Here is a 17799-nt window from a genome sequence, read left to right as displayed (position 1 = left end):
ATGGTGCTCTCATCCGGCACCACATCCACCCCCAGGTCCAACCCAACAAACCGGGCCAGCAGCGGCGTGTCATACAGGGCTTCCTCCACCGCCGGATCCGACAGCCCAAACCACTGCTGCAGAAAGTAAATCCTCAAAAGCTTCTCGACCGCAAAGGGTGGACGACCACCCTTGGGGCCTGCCTTGGGCGCATACGGCTCGATGAGCGCAACCAGCTCTTTCCAGGGCACCACACGCTCCATCTGCTCCAAAAACTCACGCTTGCGGGTGCGCTTGGTGCGCAGCTCAAAGCCCGTATACATCGGCGCCTGAAGCCTCATCTGCTTCATGTCGCTATTGTCCCATCCCGGCAGTCAGGTGGGGAGGTTTTGCAGACCTTCCCTAGCCTGGGCCAGCGAGCGACGCCTGATCGTGGTGCGCCAATCGGTCAAGCGCAAAACGGCGCCGGGCAAGACGCTGTCGCTGTTTGCCGATGACCCGGACATTCAGGGCTGGCGCTACGGCGCCTTCGTGACCAGTGTCGACCTGCCGATGGTCGAGGTCTGGCGCACTTACCGTGGGCGGGCGGACTGTGAAAATCGGATCAAGGAACTGAAGGCGGATTTCGGCTTGGACGCCTTCAACATGCGCGACTTCTGGGCCACGGAAGCCGCCTTGGGCTTTGCCATGCTCGCCTACAACCTGATGAGTCTGTTTCGCCAAGCCGTCTTGCGTTCCCGAGTCCAGCATACCCTCTCGACCTTGCATGGCCTGGTGCTGGCCATCGGCGGGTCTTGGCACCCCGATGCCAGCCAAAACAGGCTGATGCTGTCCGTGCCCCGCCGAAAACGGGCGTGGTTCACAGGACTCTGGGCCAACGCATCCGCACCTCCCGTCACCCCGGCGCTGCATACCGGCTAATGGACAATCTGGGTTCAAAAAGCACTGCGCCATTGCGACGGCAGTGTCGGGCGCACGGCGGCACTGCTGGGTATCAGTCGCAAGACCTTGTGGGAGAAGATGAAGCGTCTGGGACTGCAGAGCTGAGCCCTTGGTGCGCGCGCTGTCCCGACCGATGAACCGATACGTAGGTCCGAGGTTTACCCTACGCGTGCAGGGCCCACCACCGCTGGCTGACCAAGCGCTTCCGCGGCGGCTTCACCGGCGCCGCAGCACCGATATGTATTCCGAACCGGCGGTCTCCTGATGAATCAGCTCATTGCCCGTTTGCTTGGCGAACGCCTGAAAGTCGCGCATGGAGCCGGCGTCGGTGGCGATCACTTTCAAAATCTGGCCGCTGCTCATCTCGGCCAAGGCTTTTTTGGCCTTCAAAATGGGCAGCGGACAGTTCAGGCCGCGCGCATCCACTTCACGATCGATGTTCATGGACAGGTAACCTCACTGGGCCCGTATTGTACGGTGCCATGAGATGCAGCGGGTCCGACACGCCCCCTCACCCGACTGGGGATTACCCGCGACTGCGCGGGCGTGCTTCGGCGCCTTGGGTGCCGAGCGGCGACTGCCTGGTCGGTTGACCCACGCCACAGCCGGCACGCCTGAGCATCGAGGGTGGCCGGCACCCCCGGCACGTGCGGGGCGCCAAGGCCACCCCAAGCGCGCGGCGCCACGCCGCTGGTCCCACGGGCGGCCATCAGGCCGGAAAGACGCCGGTGGACAGATAGCGGTCGCCACGGTCGCACACGATGAAGACGATGGTGGCATTGACCTCCCGCGCGGCGATTTGCTGCGCCACCCAGCATGCGCCCGCCGCCGAAATCCCGGCGAAGATCCCCTCCTCGCGCGCCAGACGCCGGCACATGTCCTCGGCGTCGCTCTGACTCACGTAGACCAGCTCATCGACGTGGGTGGGGTCGTAGATCTTGGGCAGATACTGCGGCGGCCATTTACGGATGCCGGGAATGCGCGAACCTTCGCTGGGCTGGGCACCGATGATGCGAATGGCCGGGTTGCGCTCTTTCAGATAGCGGCCAACGCCGGTGATGGTGCCGGTGGTGCCCATGGCGCTGACGAAATGCGTGATGCACCCGCCGGTCTGACGCCAGATTTCCGGGCCGGTGGTCTCGTAGTGGATGCGGGGGTTGTCGGGGTTGGCAAACTGATCCAGCACCTTGCCCTTGCCTTCGCGCTGCATTTTTTCGGCCAGATCGCGCGCATATTCCATGCCCCCGCTCTTCGGCGTCAGAATCAGCTCGGCGCCAAAGGCTTTCATCGTTTGGGCGCGCTCGATCGAGAGGTCCTCGGGCATGATCAGCACCATCCGATAGCCCTTGATGGCTGCCGCCATCGCCAGCGCGATACCGGTGTTGCCGCTGGTGGCCTCGATCAGTGTGTCGCCGGGGCGAATTTCGCCACGCTCCTCGGCTCGCCGGATCATCGATAGCGCCGGACGGTCTTTCACCGAACCAGCGGGGTTGTTGCCTTCGAGCTTGCCCAGCACGACCGTGCCGCGCTGGCGGTTGTCCGGCTCGCCAATGCGCTGCAGTGCCACCAGCGGCGTCTGGCCAATGGCGTCTTCGATGGTGGGGTAACGACGCGAGGGGCGCCGCCGCGTGGTGGCGCGCGGGTCAGGGACAGAAGGTGGGGTCATCATCAGACAAACCTAGGCGTGAAAAAGCATCGCGGCCAACCGCGGCGTCAAGTCGACGCCGCCCCGCGCAGCGCCGCAGCATCGGCCCTGGCCGAACGGCACACACGAGGCTGATCGTGCCGAGCCGACGGCGTGCAGCGAGGCAACGCCGGCACTCAGCCGGCACACGGCGGCGTGTTCGGGTCAGGATGATGCCACGAGCGCGCCCCGCCGCCACTTCGGTGGGCCTGCGCGCCTGTGCCATAATTCGGTGCATGCACGCCGGAGTGGCGAAATAGGTAGACGCAGCAGATTCAAAATCTGCCGGTGGCGACACCGTGCCGGTTCGAGTCCGGCCTCCGGCACCACCACAGGGAGGTGCACATCCGACCCACCTCGTGCACGCGGCGGCGCTGCTTGTTTGCGCTGATCGCGGGCCAGCAACGCGCCATCTCGCTTGACCCCGATAGCCGTGAGAGCGCTGGGCGCATTGCTGCTGCCTGCGAGGCCACGTTGGCACAAGGTCATCGCCGTGGCAGCCCAAGGGGCTGCACCCACCACTTCCCACCTTCCAGGCATTCCCTTCATCGCGCCCGCTGCCGTCATCGCCGCCATGGAATTTTGGTTGTTGCCCTTGGGTGCCATCGTCATCGGTCTGGCTATTTTGGTGTGGTCAGCAGACCGCTTTGTGGGTGCCGCCGCTGCCCTGGCACGGCACTACCAGCTGCCGCCACTGCTGATTGGCGCGGTCATCATCGGCTTTGGGACGTCGGCGCCCGAGCTGGCGGTGTCGACGTTGTCGGCGCTGGAAGGGGCGCCTGGCATCGCGCTGGGCAATGCGTTTGGCTCTAACACCGCCAATATCGGGCTCATTCTGGGCTTGACGGCGCTGCTGAATCCGATCACGGTGCAGTCGCAGGTGTTGCGGCAAGAGCTGCCGATCTTGCTGGCGGTGACGGCCTTGGCCGTGGGCCTGCTGTGGGATCTGCAGCTGGCGCGTAGCGAGGCGCTGCTGATGCTGGGTGTCTTTGGCCTGCTGGTGGTGTGGTCGATCCGGCAGGGCATGCGCGATGGCGCCGACCCGCTCGGCGCGGAGACCGAAGCCGAGTTGACCGCCCATCCGATGCCCATAGGGCGGGCGTGGGCCTGGGTCGGTGCGGGCTTGGTTTTACTAATCGGCAGCTCGCGGCTGCTGGTGTGGGGAGCCGTGACGATAGCCCAAGCCGCGGGGGTGAGCGACTTGATCATCGGCCTGACCATCGTCGCGGTGGGCACGTCGCTGCCCGAATTGGCCTCTTGCATCGCCGCAGCGCGCAAAAACGAGCACGATTTGGCGCTGGGCAATGTGCTGGGTTCGAATCTGTTCAACACGCTGGCGGTGGTGGGCCTGGCCGGCAGCATCGCGCCCATCGACACCGAAGCCGCCCTGATGCAGCGCGACCTGCCGGTGATGGCCGCCATGACCGCCGTCTTGCTGGTATTGGGTTTGGGCTGGAGAGGGCGCCCAGGACGCGTCAACCGCCTCGAGGGTGCGGCGTTGGTGCTGGCGTATGTGGGCTATACGTTGTGGCTGGCGCGCGACACGTTGGCGGTGCCAAGGTGAACCAAGCCGGGCGCGGCGTCCCGCCGATCTGTCCGCGGCAACGCTCCGTCCTCGTCGCCAGGGAGGCAGCGGTCCGAGCGCCCCGCCCTGGCGGCGACACCACAGTCCCCATCCCCTGGCTCACCGGCCGGGTTGGGGCGCCTGATCACGCCGCCGGGCAGGCGGGACGACACGCTCAGCCGGCACGCGTCCAGCCCGCCCGCACATCCGGGTAGCGCAGACGCAGACGCAGCTCGCGCTTCAGGCGCGTGTTGTCCAGCCGGCGCGACTCACTCATGAACGACAACAGCATCGGCGGCAGCTGCCGCTGCGCGTCGGCGCGCGCCACACGCGGTGGCCGAGGCAGTCCGTGCAGATCGGCCACCCAATCGAAATAGTCGCCCATGCGCCACTCGGTGTCGTCGCATACATGAACCACGCGCTGGGGGAGTCCGCGCCACAGCGCCGCCACGCAGGCGCGCGCCAAGTCGTCGGCATGAATGTGGTTGGTGTAGACGTCATTTTCCCCGCGCAGCACCGGGGTGCCCCGCCGCAACCGCTCCACGGGGCCACCGGGGCGATCGGGCGCGTAGATGCCAGGGATGCGTAGCAGCGTCACCCGAGCGCCGGTGGCGCGACCAAACCAGCGCCATCGCCGCTCGGCGTCCAGCCGACGCCAGGCACGCGCCGTGGCGGGCGCTGCGGGGCGCGTCTCGGGTACTTTGGCGCCGGCGCAGTCGCCATAGACGCCACTGGTGGATGCATAGACCAGCGCCTGCGGCGCCCCGTGCCGTGCCAACGCCAGCGCCAAGGCGCGCGAGCGCGTATCGCACCACACATCACGCCCCACACCGTCGCTGCGCGGCGGCGCCAGATGGAGAACGCGGGTAGCCAGACCGGCCAAGCGCGCCAGCGTGGCCGGCACATCCAGGTCACCCACCAGCGGCGTCACCCCGGCCGCGCGCAGCTGCGGCACGCGTTGCGCTTGCGAGGTCATTGCACGCACCGTCAACGGCCGCCCGCGCCACAGCGCCGCCACGCGCAGCCCCACATCCCCACAACCCACGATCAGTACGCGCGGCCGCCGAAAACGCGCCGGCAACGCTCCGCTCCAATTGGTTCGCATGGCGCAACTCTAGCGCAGCTGAATCAGGGTCCGGTGCGGGCAGCGCGGCTCACTGCGTCCCAGCCGTTTTGCGACAATTGGGCTTTGTGCCGATCGCGCCCCAGTTCAAAAAACCGATCCCTGACCATGCCATTTACCGTCACCGTCGAACCCAGCGGCCGCACGTTCACGGCCACCGAGCATGAAACGCTGCTGGCAGCCGCCATCCGGCAGGGCATTGGCCTGCCCTATGGTTGCAAGGATGGGGCCTGCGGTTCGTGCAAATGCCGGCTGCTCGCCGGCCACGTCACGCACGGCCCGCACCAGAGCAAGGCGCTCAGCGCCGAGGAAGAAGCCGCCGGTCTGATTCTGACCTGCTGCGCCACACCGCACAGCGACATCGTGCTGGAGTCGCGCCAAGTCAGCGCCGCCGGTGCGTTTCCGATCAAAAAACTGCCGGTGCGGGTGCTGTCCCTGGAGCGTGCGGCGCCGGACGTGATGATCGTTCGCCTGCAACTGCCGGCCAACGACACCTTTCCATACCACGCCGGCCAGTACGTGGAGTTCTTGTTGCGCGACGGCGCGCGCCGCGCCTACTCGATGGCTAATGCGCCGCACCTGCGCGGCGACGTACCGACGCTGGAACTGCATATCCGCCACATGCCGGGTGGCAAGTTCACCGACCACGTATTCGGCACGATGAAGGAGCGGGAGATTTTGCGCATCGAGGGGCCGTTCGGCAGCTTTTACTTGCGCGAGGGCTCGGACAAGCCGATCATCCTGCTGGCCTCCGGCACCGGCTTTGCGCCGATCAAGGCCATCTTGCAGCACATGCAGCACCAGGGCATCACGCGGCCGACGTGGCTGTACTGGGGAGGCCGGCGACCGCACGATCTGTACCAAGACGCCTGGGTGCGCGAGCTGGCCGCCACCATGCCCCAACTGACCTACGTGCCGGTGGTCTCGGACGCGCTGCCCGAGGACGGTTGGAGCGGACGCACAGGGTTCGTGCACCAAGCGGTGCTGGCCGATCACCCGGATCTGTCCGGCTTCGAGGTGTACGCCTGTGGCGCCCCCATCGTGGTCGATTCGGCGCGCCGTGACTACCAGGCGGCTGGCCTGCCTGAAGATGCCTTCTACGCCGACGCCTTCACCTCCGAAGCGGACAAAGCCGGCTGACCATCGTTTTCGACCCAACCCACCAGCTCGCTCGCTCCGTGACCGCGGCGCCCCGATTCAGCCGCTCGGCTGGCTCGGATGGCGCGGCCCCCGACCGGGCGCCGTCGCGAGGCGCGCCGGACACGGGCATTGCCAGCCGCGTTCAGCCTTGCGCCAGCAGACGCCGCACGTCATCCGCCAACGCTTGCGCGCCACTGCCGTAGCGGTGATACAAACGCACCCGGCCCTGGGTGTCGTAGACATAGCTGCCGGCGGAGTGATCCATGGTGTAGCTGGTCGGCGTCGGGCCAGGCACTTTTTTGTAGTAGATCTTGAACGCTTTGGCCAGCGCGGGCAGCTCCTCGGGGCTGGCGCGCAGAGCCAAAAAACTCGGGTCGAAGCTGGCCATGTACGCGCGCATCACTTCAGGCGTGTCGCGCTGCGGGTCCACGCTGATGAAAATGCCCTGCAGACGCTCACCCTCTGGGCCCAGCAAGCGCTTGGCCTCGGCCAGTTCGGTCAATGATGTCGGACACACGTCCGGGCATTGGGTATAGCCGAAAAATACCACCACGACCTTGCCGCGAAAATCGGCCAGCGTGCGGCGCCGACCATCTTGATCGGGCAAATCGAACCCCTGAGCATAGTCGGCGCCGGTGATGTCGATACCGTGAAAAGCGGCGGCGCGTTCACCGCAGCCGACCACCAGCAGCGCCATCCCGGCCAGCGTCCCCAGCCCCAAGCATCGCACGACGGCACGGCGCGCGGCGAACAGCACCGCGCTTGACGGCAGCAGCCCGGCACGCGGGTGTACACAGGCTGCTGTCGTGCTCGCCTGCGTCGCGACGCCGGCGGCTGACGCATCGACGCACCCGCCACGGCCAGCGCCCCAACCCGTCGCCGGCTCACCCCACCGATCCATCATCATGTCATCACCAGATAATGATCCACCAGCATCGCGGCGAACAGCAGCGACAGGTGAATCAGCGAGAAACGAAAAGTCCGTCGCGCCAAGGCGTCCGAATACTGTCGCCACAGGCGCCAGGCGTGGGCGACGAAGCCGGCATTCAGAATCACGGCCACCAGCAAATACAGCCAACCGCTCATGCGCAGCAAATAGGGCAACAGGCAGGCCGCAAACAGGATCAGCGTGTACAGCAGGATGTGCAAGCGCGTAAACGCCGAACCGTGGGTGACGGGCAGCATCGGCAGCCCCGAGCGACGATAGTCCTCAACGCGGTACAGTGCCAAGGCCCAGAAGTGCGGCGGCGTCCACAAAAAAATGATCAGGAACAGCACCAGGGCCTCGGCGGTGACCGCATTGGTCATCGCGGCCCAACCCAGCACCGGCGGCATCGCGCCGGACGCTCCGCCGATGACGATATTTTGCGGCGTCAGCGGCTTCAGAATCACCGTGTAGACGACCGCATAGCCGACGAAGGTGGCCAGGGTCAGCCACATGGTCAGAGGGTTGACCGCCCAGTACAACAACGCCGAACCCGCGGCACACAACAGCGCGGAAAACACCAGCGCCTGCCGACGGCTCAGTTCGCCGCGTGCGGTGGGCCGCCATGCGGTGCGGCGCATACGCGCGTCGATGTGCTGCTCGATCAGGCAATTGAACGCCGCCGCTGCCCCCGAAACCAACCAGATACCCACACAGGCCACGGCCATGGTGAGCCACTGCGCAGGGCTGGGCCAACCGGGCACCGCCAGCACCATGCCGATGAGGGCACAGAAGACGATGAGCTGGATGACGCGCGGTTTCATCAGCACGTAGTACTGCCGCCAGGTGGACGGCAGCGGCGACGGCGGGGTCACCACAGTGGTGCTCATGCCGCGCTCCTCGTTCGCACTGCGGCGGCGGCCGCGCCTGGTGCCCACACACCACGCGCGGCTGGATAAGCGGCCGCCAGCCAACCCGCCAGCACGGTCACCAAGGCCGCCGCGCCACCGGTGTGGGCCACCGCTGCCAGCAGTGGCCACTCCAGCACGATATTGCTCAGGCCCGTGAGCAGCTGCCACGCCGCCAGCCCCCACAGCCACCGCGCGTGGCGTGGCAGACCTTTGCGCCGCAGCGTCCAGCCCAGCCACGCCAGCGCCGCCAGCACGACGTAGGCCGCCAAGCGGTGGGTGTAATGAATGGCGGTCAGCGCGGCAAAGGGCAGCGCCTCACCGCTGCCCTGCGCGCCCAACTCGCGCCACAGCTCGAAGCCGCGCGCAAAATCCATCGACGGCCACCAGCTGCCTTGGCAGGTGGGGAAGTCACGGCAAGCCAGCACGGCGTAATTGGTGCTGACCCAGCCACCCAGGGCCACCTGTAGCCACACCAGCGCGAACACCGCCCACAGCGCCGCCCGCAGGCCGGGCCCCAGCCGCGCCGCCGCCGCCGACAGCGCATCGGGTGTGCCGTAGCGCACCGCCTGCAGGCGCAGCAACGCCAACAGCACCAAACCCCCCATCAAGTGCAAGGTGACGATGGCCGGAGCCAGTTTCATCGTCACGGTCAGCGCCCCAAACGCGCCCTGCACACACACCCACACCAGCGTGACGATGGGCCACAACACCGGCACCGGTCGGTGCCGGCGCTCCAGCACGCTGACCAGCGCCAACACGACGATCAGCGCGCCCACCGCCGTTGCCAGATAGCGGTGAATCATTTCGATCCACGCCTTGGCAAAGGTCACCGGACCGCCGGGCAGCGCGGCCTGGGCGGCGGCGATGTCGGCGCGCGCCCCGATCGGACTGGCGGTGCCGTAGCAACCGGGCCAATCCGGACATCCCAGGCCGGAGTCGGTCAATCGAGTAAAGGCGCCGAACAGCACCAAGTCGAACGTCAGAAACAGGGTCACACCGGTGAGCAAACGCAGCCGCGCAGCGGTGTCGGCCTGCCGGCTGCGCAACCACACCCAGGCCAGCGGCACCGCCGCGATCAGCGCCCCCAGCCACATCAGACGGAATACGGGCGTCCAGTCGACCAGCGTGCTCATGAGGCATCTCCCGGTCGGCCGGGTTGATCCCAGCTGGCGGAGGCGCGCATCAGGCGCTCCAAGTCACGTCGCATCTTCGCCGGATCCGCTTGCGCCGGAAACCGCATCATCCAATGCCCCATGGGATCGACCACATACAGATGATCGGACAAGCGCTGGCCCGGCGCCGGTTGCAACCAGGTCGCCAGCTGGGTCTCATCCACCCACAACGCCGTGGCGGCCTGCAACGCCGGGCGCAAGCGCTCCGGGAAAGCGCGCTCACCGGTGCGCAACCACACCCAATCCAGACGCGCTTTATCCTTGCCCAGGCTCTCGCGCAATTGGCGCTGCAAATACAGATGGCGTTCGCACTGCGCGTCGCAGGCGCTGTCGGCCACGCTGATGAACAGCCACTGGTGCTTCAACGACGACAGTGCCACCTCGCGCCCCGCGGCGTCGATGCCGCTGAACGCCGGCAGCGGGCGCTGTGGATCGATCAGCTCACCGTAATTGCGCCGCCCTTCCGGCCGAATCACGTAATACGTGAAGTAAGACGCGATGACAGGCGACGCCGCCACCAAAAACAGCAGCAGCATCTTGATGCGACCGGCGCGGGTGGCCGCGGCATCACGCACCGCCTGGCCACTGGCCGACGGCAGACTGTGCACCGTCAGCGTCAACGGTTGGTCGAGCAAGCCGCCGACCTCAGACGCGCGCGCCTCGGCGCCGCCGGGGCTGGAGGAATTGATACCAGACATACAGGCCCAAAAAGACGGCGGACAGCGCAAACCACTGCACCGCATAACCGATGTGTTTGGCCGGATCGACCGCCACCGGGGTCCAGTCGCGTTGCAGCGCCAGCCCCTCCTCGGTCGCCTCGGGTGGCGCAGTCTGCTGGACCGACAGCGGCAACAGCGGCAGCCGCCATTCGGCCGATATCGCGGCTGGGTCGATATTCTGCCGGATTGGCCCGCTGGCCGGTGGTCCCCACTCGAATAGCTGGGACGGTGGCGGGGCCAGCCGTCCTTCGATGCGCACCGGCTCGACGCTTCGACGCAGGGTAGGTAGCGCGGTGCGGTCATCGGCGCGGCGCGGCACCCAGCCGCGCTGCACCAACAGCGCGGCCCCCTGCCCCGGTGGCAACAACGGCGTCACCACGATGAACCCCGCGCGCCCATTCATCGGGCGGTTGTCCAGGAAGACCGTGGCCTCGTCTTGCCAGCGCCCCTGCAAGCGCACCGCACGGCCGACGAGCGCATCGAGCGTGCCGCGCGCCGCGGCCTCCTCGAGCTCGTCCCAGCCAAGCACCGGTGCCGCGGCGCGGTCGGCCAGCTGCTGCTGCAGGGCGCGCTTTTCGGCTGCGCGGTCGAGCTGCCAGAGCCCTAAGCGGGCCGTCGCACCGATCGCCAACAACGCGCTCAGGGTCACCGCCCAGCGTTGCACACCAAAACGCGTCGTCATCCGATAATCGCTCCGATGAAACCCCTCGTCCTTGTCGCCTTCGTGGGCATTGTCGCCGCGCTGGCCAGTGCCGGCTTCGCCATGGCGCGTGGCGATTCGGAAAGCGGTGACGCGCGCCGCTCACGCCGCATGGCGCGCGCCCTGACAGTGCGCATCGGCCTGTCGGTGCTGCTGTTCCTGTTCATCTTGCTCAGTTACTGGCTGGGGTGGATTCAGCCCACCGGGCTGCCGCGCGGTTGACGCTCGCCCCGACACACGCCCCCAGGGAAGGCGAAGGGCACCGTTCGGTGCCCCTCTATCATCCACGATGACCAACCGGCGCAACGCCTAATGGGTGCGCGGCGGTCTTCGGTGCTCGCGGCGGGATGCCATGTCTGAAGACGCCCGCTGCGGCTGGCTTACATCCAGTACACCAGCACGTACAGGAACAGCCACACCACGTCCACGAAGTGCCAATACCACGCTGCGCCCTCAAAGCCGAAGTGGCGGTCCTTGGTGAAGTGGCCCTTCTGCAAGCGCAGTGTAATGACCAGCAGCATGATCATGCCGACGAACACGTGGAAGCCGTGGAAACCCGTCAGCATGAAGAAGGTGGAGCCAAATATGCCCGAGCTGAGCTTGAGGTTCAGGTCGGTGTAGGCGTGGTAGTACTCGTAGCCTTGCACCGCCAGGAAGGTCGCCCCCAGCAACACGGTCAGCCACATAAAGGCAATCGCCTTGGTACGGTTGTCGTCTTGCAGCGCGTGGTGGGCGATCGTCAAGGTGACGCCGGACGTCAGCAGCAGCGCGGTGTTGATGGTGGGCAACCAAAACGGCCCCACGGTTTGAAACGGCTCGACGATGCCCGCCGGCGACGCCGTGGCACCCGCTTGCACCGACGGCCAGACGGCCTGGAAGTCCGGCCAGATCAGGCTGTTTTCCAGGCTACCCAGCGTGGGCACGGCGTGGCTGCGGGCCCACCACAGGGCCGTGAAGAAAGCGCCGAAGAACATCACCTCCGAGAAGATGAACCAACTCATGCTCCAGCGGTAGGAGATGTCGATCTTGCGCCCGTACAGGCCGCCTTCACTTTCACTGACGGCGTCGCGGAACCACTGGTACAGGACCACGAGCCACCAAAGCAGCCCGAAGGCCAATGAGTATTTGCCCCAATCGGCGCCGTTGATCCACTGGCCAGCGCCCAGAATGACGAAAAACAGCCCAAACGCGGCCATCGCCGGGTGCCGCGATAGCCCCGGGACGTAGTAGTACGGCGTGCTGCCGTGGGTGGTTGCGGACATGGTCACTCCTCTTGCGGAAAATCGATTACGGTTGCTTGATATGTTTTCTCGGCCCCGGCGCCGAGCCCAACGGTTCCCTCAGGGCGCCACGACCCAACGCACGATCAACATCAGCAAGGCGATGAACAAAAACACCAATACGACGTCGGTGACGATCACCGCGATCGGGCTGAGACGCTGTACGTCGTGCTCGAAGTCACTGCGCCGTCGCAAGCCAATGAAGCTCCACAGAACGGCCTTGACGGTGGCCACAATATCCACCGATCGGCGATGCGCAGGCTCGCTCATGACGCCTCTCCGGTACGGATCAGGGACGCCGTTGGCGCCGGCGGCGTCGGTGCCCCGACTTCGAAGAAGGTGTACGACAGCGTGATGGTCTTGACGTCTTTGGGCAGTTTCGGATCGATGACGAATGCCACCGGCCACTCCTTGCGCTCACCCGGTGCCAAGGTGTACTGGTTGAAGCAAAAACACTCCAACTTGTTGAAATGATTGGCTGCCTGCCGCGGGGCATAGCTGGGGATGGCCTGCGCAGCCATGGTCCGGTTTTGCACGTTCTGAAACTCGTACATCACGGTGGCCAGCTGCCCCGGATGCACCTCGATGGAACGCACCGCCGGCTTGAAATGCCACGGCCCACGCACATTGGTGTCGAATTCCACCGTGATGGTGCGCGTCGTGTCAACCTGGGTGTTGACCGGATCGACGCGCGATTTGCCCGGCAACTGGCGTTCACCGAGCGCCAGGATGTTGATACCGGTTGCTTCGCAAATGGCACGGTAAATCGGCACCAGCGCGTAGCCGAAAGCAAACATGCCCGCCGCGATGACCACGAGCTTGCCCGTCATGCGCAGGTTGTCTCGTCGGCGCGATGGCGTCATGCGTTCAGCCTCCCAACAGCCACAGCTTGGCCACAAATCCCAACGCGAAGGCCAGCGCCACCGACGCCAGGATCAGACCCAGGCGCACGTTCTGGCGGCGTTGTTCGGGCGTCATTCGCACAGGCTCCTCGACGGTTGGCGCGGCACAGGGACAGGATCAGCCGACGATGCGGGTCGCAGTCGCATCCAGCTTGGGCGGCGTCTCGAAGGTGTGGTGCGGCGCCGGCGACGGCACTTCCCACTCCAGACCCTCGGCGCCCTCCCACGGCTTCTGCGGCGCCTTTTGTCCCTGGCCGCGCATCATGGGCAGCACGACGGCGAGGAAGAAATACACCTGCGCCAGGCCGAAAGCAAAGGCACCGACCGAGGCGATCGCGTTGAAGTCGGCAAACTGCATCGGGTAGTCGGCATAGCGGCGCGGCATGCCGGCCAAGCCCAGGAAGTGCATCGGGAAGAAGGTCACGTTGAACGAGATCATCGACCACCAGAAGTGGATCTTGCCGCGTGTCTCGTCATACATCACACCCGTCCACTTCGGCCCCCAGTAGTAGAAGCCGGCAAACATCGCAAACAGCGAGCCAGCCACCAGCACGTAGTGGAAGTGCGCCACTACGTAGTAGGTGTCCTGGAAGTTGATGTCCAGCGGCGCCATCGACAGCATCAGCCCGGTGAAGCCACCCATGGTGAAGACGAAGATGAAGCCCACCGCCCACAGCATCGGGGTCTCGAACGTCAGCGAGCCCTTCCACATGGTGGCAATCCAGTTGAAGATCTTGACCCCGGTGGGCACCGCAATCAGCATCGTGGCGTACATGAAGAACAGCTGACCCGTGACCGGCATACCGGTGGTAAACATGTGGTGCGCCCAGACGATGAACGACAGGATGGCGATCGAGGCCGTCGCGTACACCATCGAGGTGTAGCCGAACAGCTTTTTACGGGCAAAGGCCGGCACCACCTGGCTGATGATGCCAAACGCCGGCAGGATCATGATGTAGACCTCGGGGTGCCCGAAGAACCAGAAGATGTGCTGGTACATCACCGGATCACCGCCGCCGGCCGGATTGAAGAAGCTGGTGCCGAAATGACGGTCGGTCAACGTCATAGTGATGGCGCCGGCCAATACGGGCATCACGGCAATCAGCAGATAGGCCGTGATCAGCCAGGTCCAGGCAAACATCGGCATCTTCATCAGCGTCATGCCGGGCGCGCGCATGTTGAGGATGGTCACGATGATGTTGATCGAGCCCATGATCGACGACGCGCCTAGGATGTGCATCGCGAAGATGGCCGCATCCATCGACGGCCCCATCTGCAGCGTCAGCGGCGCATACAGCGTCCAACCGGCCGCGGGTGCGCCGCCCGGCATGAAAAAGGACGCCACCAGGATGATCGCGGCCGGCACCATCAACCAGAAGCTGAAGTTGTTCATGCGCGCGAACGCCATGTCGGACGCGCCGATTTGCAGCGGAATCATCCAGTTGGCAAAGCCGACGAAGGCCGGCATGATGGCGCCGAACACCATGATGATGCCGTGCATGGTGGTGAGCTGGTTGAACAGCTCGGGATTGACCACCTGCAAGCCCGGCTGGAACAGCTCGGCGCGAATGCCCAGCGCCAGCAGCCCGCCGACCATCAGCATGGCGAAGCTGAACAGCAGGTACAGTGTACCGATGTCCTTGTGATTGGTGGCGAAGACCCAGCGCCGCCAACCGGCTGGGGCATGGTGGTGTGCATCGTCGTGCGCGTGCGCGCCGTGGTGATCCAGAACTGCGCTCATGATGATTTCCTCTCGAAACGAACCCTCGTATCACTGACGCGCCGCGACCACTTCGCGCGGCTGCACGGCATCCCCGGCACGGTTGGACCAGCTGTTACGGGCAAACGTCATCACCGCCGCCAGCTCGACGTCGGACAGTTGCTTCCACGCTGGCATCGCACCATTGGCCGCCCCGTTGAGCAAAATTTGCAACATCTTGCCGTGTTCGGCGTCGGTCACGATGGCCGATCCGTCCAGCGCCTTGATCGGGCCGGCCCCCTGGCCGTTGGCCTGGTGGCACGCCGCGCAGTTGGCTGCATACACCTTTTCGCCGCGCTGCACCAGCTCAGCCAAGGTCCACTCTTTGTTCGGGTCGTCGGCCAGCGCCGCCATGGCTTTCTTCTTCTCCTCCACCCACTTGGTGTACTCCTCCTGGGTCACCACTTTGACGTGGATCGGCATGTAGGCGTGTTCCTTGCCGCACAGTTCGGCGCACTGGCCATAGTAGTCGCCGGTTTTTTCGGCGCGGAACCAGGTGTCGCGCACGAAACCAGGGATGGCATCTTGCTTGACGCCAAAGGCCGGTACCATCCAGGCGTGAATGACGTCGTTGGCGGTGGTGATGACGCGCACCTTTTTACCCACCGGCACCACCAGCGGGTTGTCCACCTTGAGCAGATAGTCGTCCACCGCCTCGGGTTTGCCGCTGTCGGACATGATGCGGTGCTGCGGGTCGAGTGTGGAGAGGAACTGGATCCCCTCCCCTTCGCCCTTCAAATATTCATAGCCCCACTTCCACTGCATGCCGACGACTTTGATGGTCAGGTCGCTGTTGGAGGTGTCTTTCTGCGCCACGATGACCTTGGTGGCCGGCAGCGCCATGCCGATGACGATGAGCAGCGGCACGATGGTCCAGCCAAGCTCCACCCAGATCGGCTCGGGCAGCTCTTGGGCCTTGTGGCCCGCCGCCTTGCGGTGTTTGGCGATGGAATAGAACATGATGCCGAACACCACCACGAAAATCGTGGCGCAGATGGCCAGCATGAACCAGTGCAGCCAGTGCAGCTCTTCGGCGATGCGCGTCGCTGGCGGGTGAAAATTGAGTTGGTTGACCGCCGGGCCGCCTGGCAGATCATTGACCTGGGCCTGCACGGCCGTCACCGCCCATAGGCTACCCAGGGCGACCGCGGACCCCACATTCCGCACCGCGCGCGCCAGCTTCGCCACAGCGAGCTGGGACTCGGTTTGACCTGACTGCGTCATCATGCTCACGTCGTTTGCCTCGAATATAAGCGTTGATTTATGTCAACGCGAATTACACCAAACTTCTCGCCCACTGCGACTACGGACTATCCCCAATATCCCCCGTGCGGTCTCGGGCTTTCGCGCCGCGACTCACCGCGCAGCGTGCGCCAGCGCCCAACGCAGCTCGTGCGCCAGTTGCTGCCGCTGCGCCGGTGTCGCCCAGCGACCCACCCAGAACCGCTCGGCCCCTGCGCGCAATTCCAACCATCGCTCCCCTTGGGCCGGGCTTTCCACCCGCACCCAAACAGCCGGCCACTCCCGCCGTTCGATATGCCCACCCTGTTCGCACTCCAGACACAAACGACCACCCTGCAGCACCAGCAACTCTCGGTCGAGCGCATGGCGGCCATACCACAGCAGCGCCACTGCGAGCGCGCTCAGCTCGAGCACCGCAAACGGCAGCACCCAGCCGATACCCGCGACCCAGAACGACAAGGCCACCAACAGCGACATCGCACACGCCACAACGAACGCCAAGCCGCACTGGCGCGGCGTCAGGGCACAAGGACGTTTCAGCAGCCAGCACCATCCATCCGAATCGCGCCGCGCCAACTGAAGCGACTGCGCTGCGGCAGGTGGCTCTTCGGGTTGCACAAGACGCTCCTGAGGCAGAATGACACGAACAAGCCAGAACGTCGCGCTGGGATGTGTATCACGTCCCCGCGTCGTCTTTGATCTTTGTCAATTGTAGTGGGGTTTTCACCCGTTGGCCAGCGGGTTGGGCGCGGCCGACCGGGAGTCGCGGCGCAGCGCTTCGCGCATGCGCTGCAGCGGCACGCGGGTCTCGGCCGCCACGGACAAGCGCGGCTGTGGGCGGAAGGCGTGGCCATACACCACTTCCACCGTCAGGCACAGACGGCCGTCGGCATCACGCGGCAGCCGCTCCTGCACCGCTTGCAGCCAGCGGGCCTGCCAAGTGCGGCTGCGCAGCGCCGGGTAGCGCGCGATGTGCCAGTTGCGCGCCGTGGCGCGCAAGTCGGCCAGCAGACGCTGCGCGTCGGGATACGTCAGCGTCACACGTTCCATGTCCATCACCGGCTCGGCGTAGCCCACCGCCACCAACAAATCCCCCCAGTCGTGCATATCGACGTAAGGCGCCGCCGGCGGCGGCCAGCCCAGTGCGGCGTGGAGTTCACGCAGCTCGCGCGCGGTATCCGGCCCCAGACAGCTGAACATCAAAAAGCCGTCGTCGGCCAGCCAGTCGTGCCAGTGTTGCAGCAGGCGGCGCGGCGTGGCGCTGGCGTGCAGGGCCATATTCGCCCACAGCAGACCGACCCGCTCCGGAATCGGTTGCTCGGGGCTGACCACGCCAGCCACCTGGCCCCACTCGCTGGCAGGCGCCGCCGCGCGTCCGGGCCAACGCCGCCACCACGGCTGCGGCGGCGGCTGCCAACGCGCCCAGGTGGCCGCCGCCAGCTCGCCGGCCAGCCACACGCGCGCTTGCGGGTAGTGCCGCGCCACGGCCCGGTGCGCCGCTTCGCCGCCGAGCAGCGGCGACCAACTGGCCCAGGCCGCCGGCTGCGCCTTGATCCAAGCCAGCCGCTCGGCCATGCGCGTCCCCACCCATTCATGCAGCCAAGGACTGGCCGCTGGCGGCCGCTGGCACCAGCGCGCGGCGGCCACCGGGTCCAGCTCGGGTACCCGGCTGCCATCGGCGGACGAGGGAGGCATCGGGGCAGCGGCCATGGGGCGCGCAGTATAGTCGCCAGCGAACAACCCAAGGGAGGCTACGG

The 17799-nt window shown here is 65.8% G+C and carries 22 protein-coding genes and 1 tRNA gene; 6 read left to right on the top strand and 17 right to left on the bottom strand.

Going from position 1 to position 17799, the window contains the following annotated elements; genetic code table 11:
* The coding region (locus Tchar_RS10705) for a transposase (protein WP_144329009.1) at positions 1 to 329 on the bottom strand (329 nt) is incomplete at its 3' end.
* On the opposite strand from Tchar_RS10705, the gene Tchar_RS10700 reads away from it, so the two are divergent.
* Positions 328 to 900 carry a transposase gene (locus Tchar_RS10700; RefSeq protein WP_144329008.1) on the top strand — a complete coding sequence of 191 codons (573 nt, stop codon included), beginning with the start codon at positions 328 to 330 and terminating at the stop codon, positions 898 to 900. The two genes, Tchar_RS10705 and Tchar_RS10700, sit on opposite strands and share 2 nt — an antisense overlap.
* Positions 901 to 906: 6 nt before the next feature.
* Positions 907 to 1026: a helix-turn-helix domain-containing protein gene (locus Tchar_RS10695; protein ID WP_144329016.1), complete on the top strand. Its 120-nt coding sequence runs from the start codon at positions 907 to 909 to the stop codon at positions 1024 to 1026.
* 111 nt (positions 1027 to 1137) lie between these two features.
* Here Tchar_RS10695 and Tchar_RS10690 read toward each other — a convergent pair whose 3' ends face one another.
* Positions 1138 to 1365, bottom strand: a complete 228-nt coding sequence (locus Tchar_RS10690; protein WP_144329007.1) for a sulfurtransferase TusA family protein — start codon at positions 1363 to 1365, stop codon at positions 1138 to 1140.
* A 265-nt stretch (positions 1366 to 1630) separates the two neighbouring features.
* On the bottom strand, positions 1631 to 2587 hold the full coding sequence (cysM, locus tag Tchar_RS10685) for a cysteine synthase CysM (RefSeq protein ID WP_144329015.1): 957 nt from the start codon (positions 2585 to 2587) through the stop codon (positions 1631 to 1633).
* A 260-nt stretch (positions 2588 to 2847) separates the two neighbouring features.
* Between cysM and Tchar_RS10680 the strand changes: the two genes are divergently transcribed.
* Both Tchar_RS10680 and Tchar_RS10675 read left to right on the top strand, forming a co-directional pair.
* Positions 2848 to 2934: transfer RNA gene (locus Tchar_RS10680), tRNA-Leu, on the top strand.
* Positions 2935 to 3179: 245 nt separating this feature from the next.
* Complete coding sequence (locus Tchar_RS10675; protein WP_144329006.1) at positions 3180 to 4169, top strand: calcium/sodium antiporter; 990 nt, start codon at positions 3180 to 3182, stop codon at positions 4167 to 4169.
* A 175-nt stretch (positions 4170 to 4344) separates the two neighbouring features.
* Here Tchar_RS10675 and Tchar_RS10670 read toward each other — a convergent pair whose 3' ends face one another.
* Positions 4345 to 5274 carry an NAD-dependent epimerase/dehydratase family protein gene (locus tag Tchar_RS10670; RefSeq protein WP_144329005.1) on the bottom strand — a complete coding sequence of 310 codons (930 nt, stop codon included), beginning with the start codon at positions 5272 to 5274 and terminating at the stop codon, positions 4345 to 4347.
* A 126-nt stretch (positions 5275 to 5400) separates the two neighbouring features.
* Here Tchar_RS10670 and Tchar_RS10665 point away from each other — a divergent pair, with 126 nt between their 5' ends.
* Positions 5401 to 6432 carry a CDP-6-deoxy-delta-3,4-glucoseen reductase gene (locus tag Tchar_RS10665; RefSeq protein ID WP_144329004.1) on the top strand — a complete coding sequence of 344 codons (1032 nt, stop codon included), beginning with the start codon at positions 5401 to 5403 and terminating at the stop codon, positions 6430 to 6432.
* A gap of 142 nt (positions 6433 to 6574) precedes the next feature.
* Here the strand turns inward: Tchar_RS10665 and Tchar_RS10660 are convergent, their stop codons facing one another.
* The 5 genes from Tchar_RS10660 to Tchar_RS10640 all read right to left on the bottom strand — a co-directional run bounded on the left by Tchar_RS10660 (position 6575) and on the right by Tchar_RS10640 (position 10841).
* On the bottom strand, positions 6575 to 7129 hold the full coding sequence (locus Tchar_RS10660) for an SCO family protein (protein WP_144329014.1): 555 nt from the start codon (positions 7127 to 7129) through the stop codon (positions 6575 to 6577).
* A gap of 206 nt (positions 7130 to 7335) precedes the next feature.
* Complete coding sequence (gene cyoE, locus Tchar_RS10655; protein ID WP_144329003.1) at positions 7336 to 8247, bottom strand: heme o synthase; 912 nt, start codon at positions 8245 to 8247, stop codon at positions 7336 to 7338.
* On the bottom strand, positions 8244 to 9401 hold the full coding sequence (locus Tchar_RS10650; RefSeq protein ID WP_144329002.1) for a COX15/CtaA family protein: 1158 nt from the start codon (positions 9399 to 9401) through the stop codon (positions 8244 to 8246). The genes cyoE and Tchar_RS10650 overlap by 4 nt, the downstream gene beginning before the upstream one ends.
* Complete coding sequence (locus Tchar_RS10645) at positions 9398 to 10138, bottom strand: SCO family protein (protein ID WP_236640431.1); 741 nt, start codon at positions 10136 to 10138, stop codon at positions 9398 to 9400. Before Tchar_RS10645 ends, Tchar_RS10650 begins: the two co-directional genes overlap by 4 nt.
* Positions 10086 to 10841: an SURF1 family protein gene (locus Tchar_RS10640; protein ID WP_144329001.1), complete on the bottom strand. Its 756-nt coding sequence runs from the start codon at positions 10839 to 10841 to the stop codon at positions 10086 to 10088. Before Tchar_RS10640 ends, Tchar_RS10645 begins: the two co-directional genes overlap by 53 nt.
* Before the next feature lie 15 nt (positions 10842 to 10856).
* On the opposite strand from Tchar_RS10640, the gene Tchar_RS10635 reads away from it, so the two are divergent.
* Entirely contained in the window at positions 10857 to 11081 is a 225-nt protein-coding gene (locus tag Tchar_RS10635) for a twin transmembrane helix small protein (protein ID WP_201739355.1), read from the top strand.
* A 158-nt stretch (positions 11082 to 11239) separates the two neighbouring features.
* Here Tchar_RS10635 and Tchar_RS10630 read toward each other — a convergent pair whose 3' ends face one another.
* The 8 genes from Tchar_RS10630 to Tchar_RS10600 form a co-directional block, all read right to left on the bottom strand.
* A complete protein-coding gene (locus tag Tchar_RS10630; RefSeq protein WP_144329000.1) occupies positions 11240 to 12121 on the bottom strand; it encodes a cytochrome c oxidase subunit 3 in 882 nt (293 codons plus the stop codon).
* Between the two features lie 78 nt (positions 12122 to 12199).
* Positions 12200 to 12409: a DUF2970 domain-containing protein gene (locus Tchar_RS10625; RefSeq protein ID WP_144328999.1), complete on the bottom strand. Its 210-nt coding sequence runs from the start codon at positions 12407 to 12409 to the stop codon at positions 12200 to 12202.
* The gene (locus Tchar_RS10620; protein WP_144328998.1) at positions 12406 to 13002 is read right to left on the bottom strand and encodes a cytochrome c oxidase assembly protein; all 597 of its coding nucleotides are present in this window, start codon (positions 13000 to 13002) and stop codon (positions 12406 to 12408) included. Before Tchar_RS10620 ends, Tchar_RS10625 begins: the two co-directional genes overlap by 4 nt.
* 4 nt (positions 13003 to 13006) lie before the next feature.
* Complete coding sequence (locus Tchar_RS14070; protein WP_236640430.1) at positions 13007 to 13117, bottom strand: cytochrome oxidase small assembly protein; 111 nt, start codon at positions 13115 to 13117, stop codon at positions 13007 to 13009.
* A gap of 42 nt (positions 13118 to 13159) precedes the next feature.
* Complete coding sequence (ctaD, locus tag Tchar_RS10615) at positions 13160 to 14782, bottom strand: cytochrome c oxidase subunit I (protein WP_144328997.1); 1623 nt, start codon at positions 14780 to 14782, stop codon at positions 13160 to 13162.
* Positions 14783 to 14812: 30 nt separating this feature from the next.
* On the bottom strand, positions 14813 to 16027 hold the full coding sequence (coxB, locus tag Tchar_RS10610; RefSeq protein WP_408033576.1) for a cytochrome c oxidase subunit II: 1215 nt from the start codon (positions 16025 to 16027) through the stop codon (positions 14813 to 14815).
* A 129-nt stretch (positions 16028 to 16156) separates the two neighbouring features.
* Positions 16157 to 16660 (bottom strand): DUF2244 domain-containing protein, encoded by a 504-nt coding sequence (locus Tchar_RS10605; RefSeq protein ID WP_161595506.1) that lies wholly within the window; start codon positions 16658 to 16660, stop codon positions 16157 to 16159.
* A gap of 105 nt (positions 16661 to 16765) precedes the next feature.
* On the bottom strand, positions 16766 to 17737 hold the full coding sequence (locus tag Tchar_RS10600) for a methyltransferase domain-containing protein (RefSeq protein WP_144328995.1): 972 nt from the start codon (positions 17735 to 17737) through the stop codon (positions 16766 to 16768).
* Between the last annotated feature and the right edge of the window lie 62 nt (positions 17738 to 17799).

This window comes from Tepidimonas charontis, from assembly GCF_007556685.1.
GTDB classification, from domain to species: domain Bacteria; phylum Pseudomonadota; class Gammaproteobacteria; order Burkholderiales; family Burkholderiaceae_C; genus Tepidimonas; species Tepidimonas charontis.
Note: the sequence above shows the minus strand (reverse complement) of the source record. Positions and strands in the feature narration are given on the sequence as shown.

Bases quoted from the DNA above. Each gene is read 5' to 3' on its own strand.
- Tchar_RS10700 (WP_144329008.1), top strand. From the start codon at position 328: ATGTCGCTATTGTCCCATCCCGGCAGTCAGGTGGGGAGGTTTTGCAGA.
- Tchar_RS10690 (WP_144329007.1), bottom strand. From the start codon at position 1,365: ATGAACATCGATCGTGAAGTGGATGCGCGCGGCCTGAACTGTCCGCTG.
- cysM (WP_144329015.1), bottom strand. From the start codon at position 2,587: ATGACCCCACCTTCTGTCCCTGACCCGCGCGCCACCACGCGGCGGCGC.
- Tchar_RS10675 (WP_144329006.1), top strand. From the start codon at position 3,180: ATGGAATTTTGGTTGTTGCCCTTGGGTGCCATCGTCATCGGTCTGGCT.
- Tchar_RS10670 (WP_144329005.1), bottom strand. From the start codon at position 5,274: ATGCGAACCAATTGGAGCGGAGCGTTGCCGGCGCGTTTTCGGCGGCCG.
- Tchar_RS10665 (WP_144329004.1), top strand. From the start codon at position 5,401: ATGCCATTTACCGTCACCGTCGAACCCAGCGGCCGCACGTTCACGGCC.
- Tchar_RS10660 (WP_144329014.1), bottom strand. From the start codon at position 7,129: ATGGCGCTGCTGGTGGTCGGCTGCGGTGAACGCGCCGCCGCTTTTCAC.
- cyoE (WP_144329003.1), bottom strand. From the start codon at position 8,247: ATGAGCACCACTGTGGTGACCCCGCCGTCGCCGCTGCCGTCCACCTGG.
- Tchar_RS10650 (WP_144329002.1), bottom strand. From the start codon at position 9,401: ATGAGCACGCTGGTCGACTGGACGCCCGTATTCCGTCTGATGTGGCTG.
- Tchar_RS10645 (WP_236640431.1), bottom strand. From the start codon at position 10,138: ATGTCTGGTATCAATTCCTCCAGCCCCGGCGGCGCCGAGGCGCGCGCG.
- Tchar_RS10640 (WP_144329001.1), bottom strand. From the start codon at position 10,841: ATGACGACGCGTTTTGGTGTGCAACGCTGGGCGGTGACCCTGAGCGCG.
- Tchar_RS10635 (WP_201739355.1), top strand. From the start codon at position 10,857: ATGAAACCCCTCGTCCTTGTCGCCTTCGTGGGCATTGTCGCCGCGCTG.
- Tchar_RS10630 (WP_144329000.1), bottom strand. From the start codon at position 12,121: ATGTCCGCAACCACCCACGGCAGCACGCCGTACTACTACGTCCCGGGG.
- Tchar_RS10625 (WP_144328999.1), bottom strand. From the start codon at position 12,409: ATGAGCGAGCCTGCGCATCGCCGATCGGTGGATATTGTGGCCACCGTC.
- Tchar_RS10620 (WP_144328998.1), bottom strand. From the start codon at position 13,002: ATGACGCCATCGCGCCGACGAGACAACCTGCGCATGACGGGCAAGCTC.
- Tchar_RS14070 (WP_236640430.1), bottom strand. From the start codon at position 13,117: ATGACGCCCGAACAACGCCGCCAGAACGTGCGCCTGGGTCTGATCCTG.
- ctaD (WP_144328997.1), bottom strand. From the start codon at position 14,782: ATGAGCGCAGTTCTGGATCACCACGGCGCGCACGCGCACGACGATGCA.
- coxB (WP_408033576.1), bottom strand. From the start codon at position 16,027: ATGATGACGCAGTCAGGTCAAACCGAGTCCCAGCTCGCTGTGGCGAAG.
- Tchar_RS10600 (WP_144328995.1), bottom strand. From the start codon at position 17,737: ATGCCTCCCTCGTCCGCCGATGGCAGCCGGGTACCCGAGCTGGACCCG.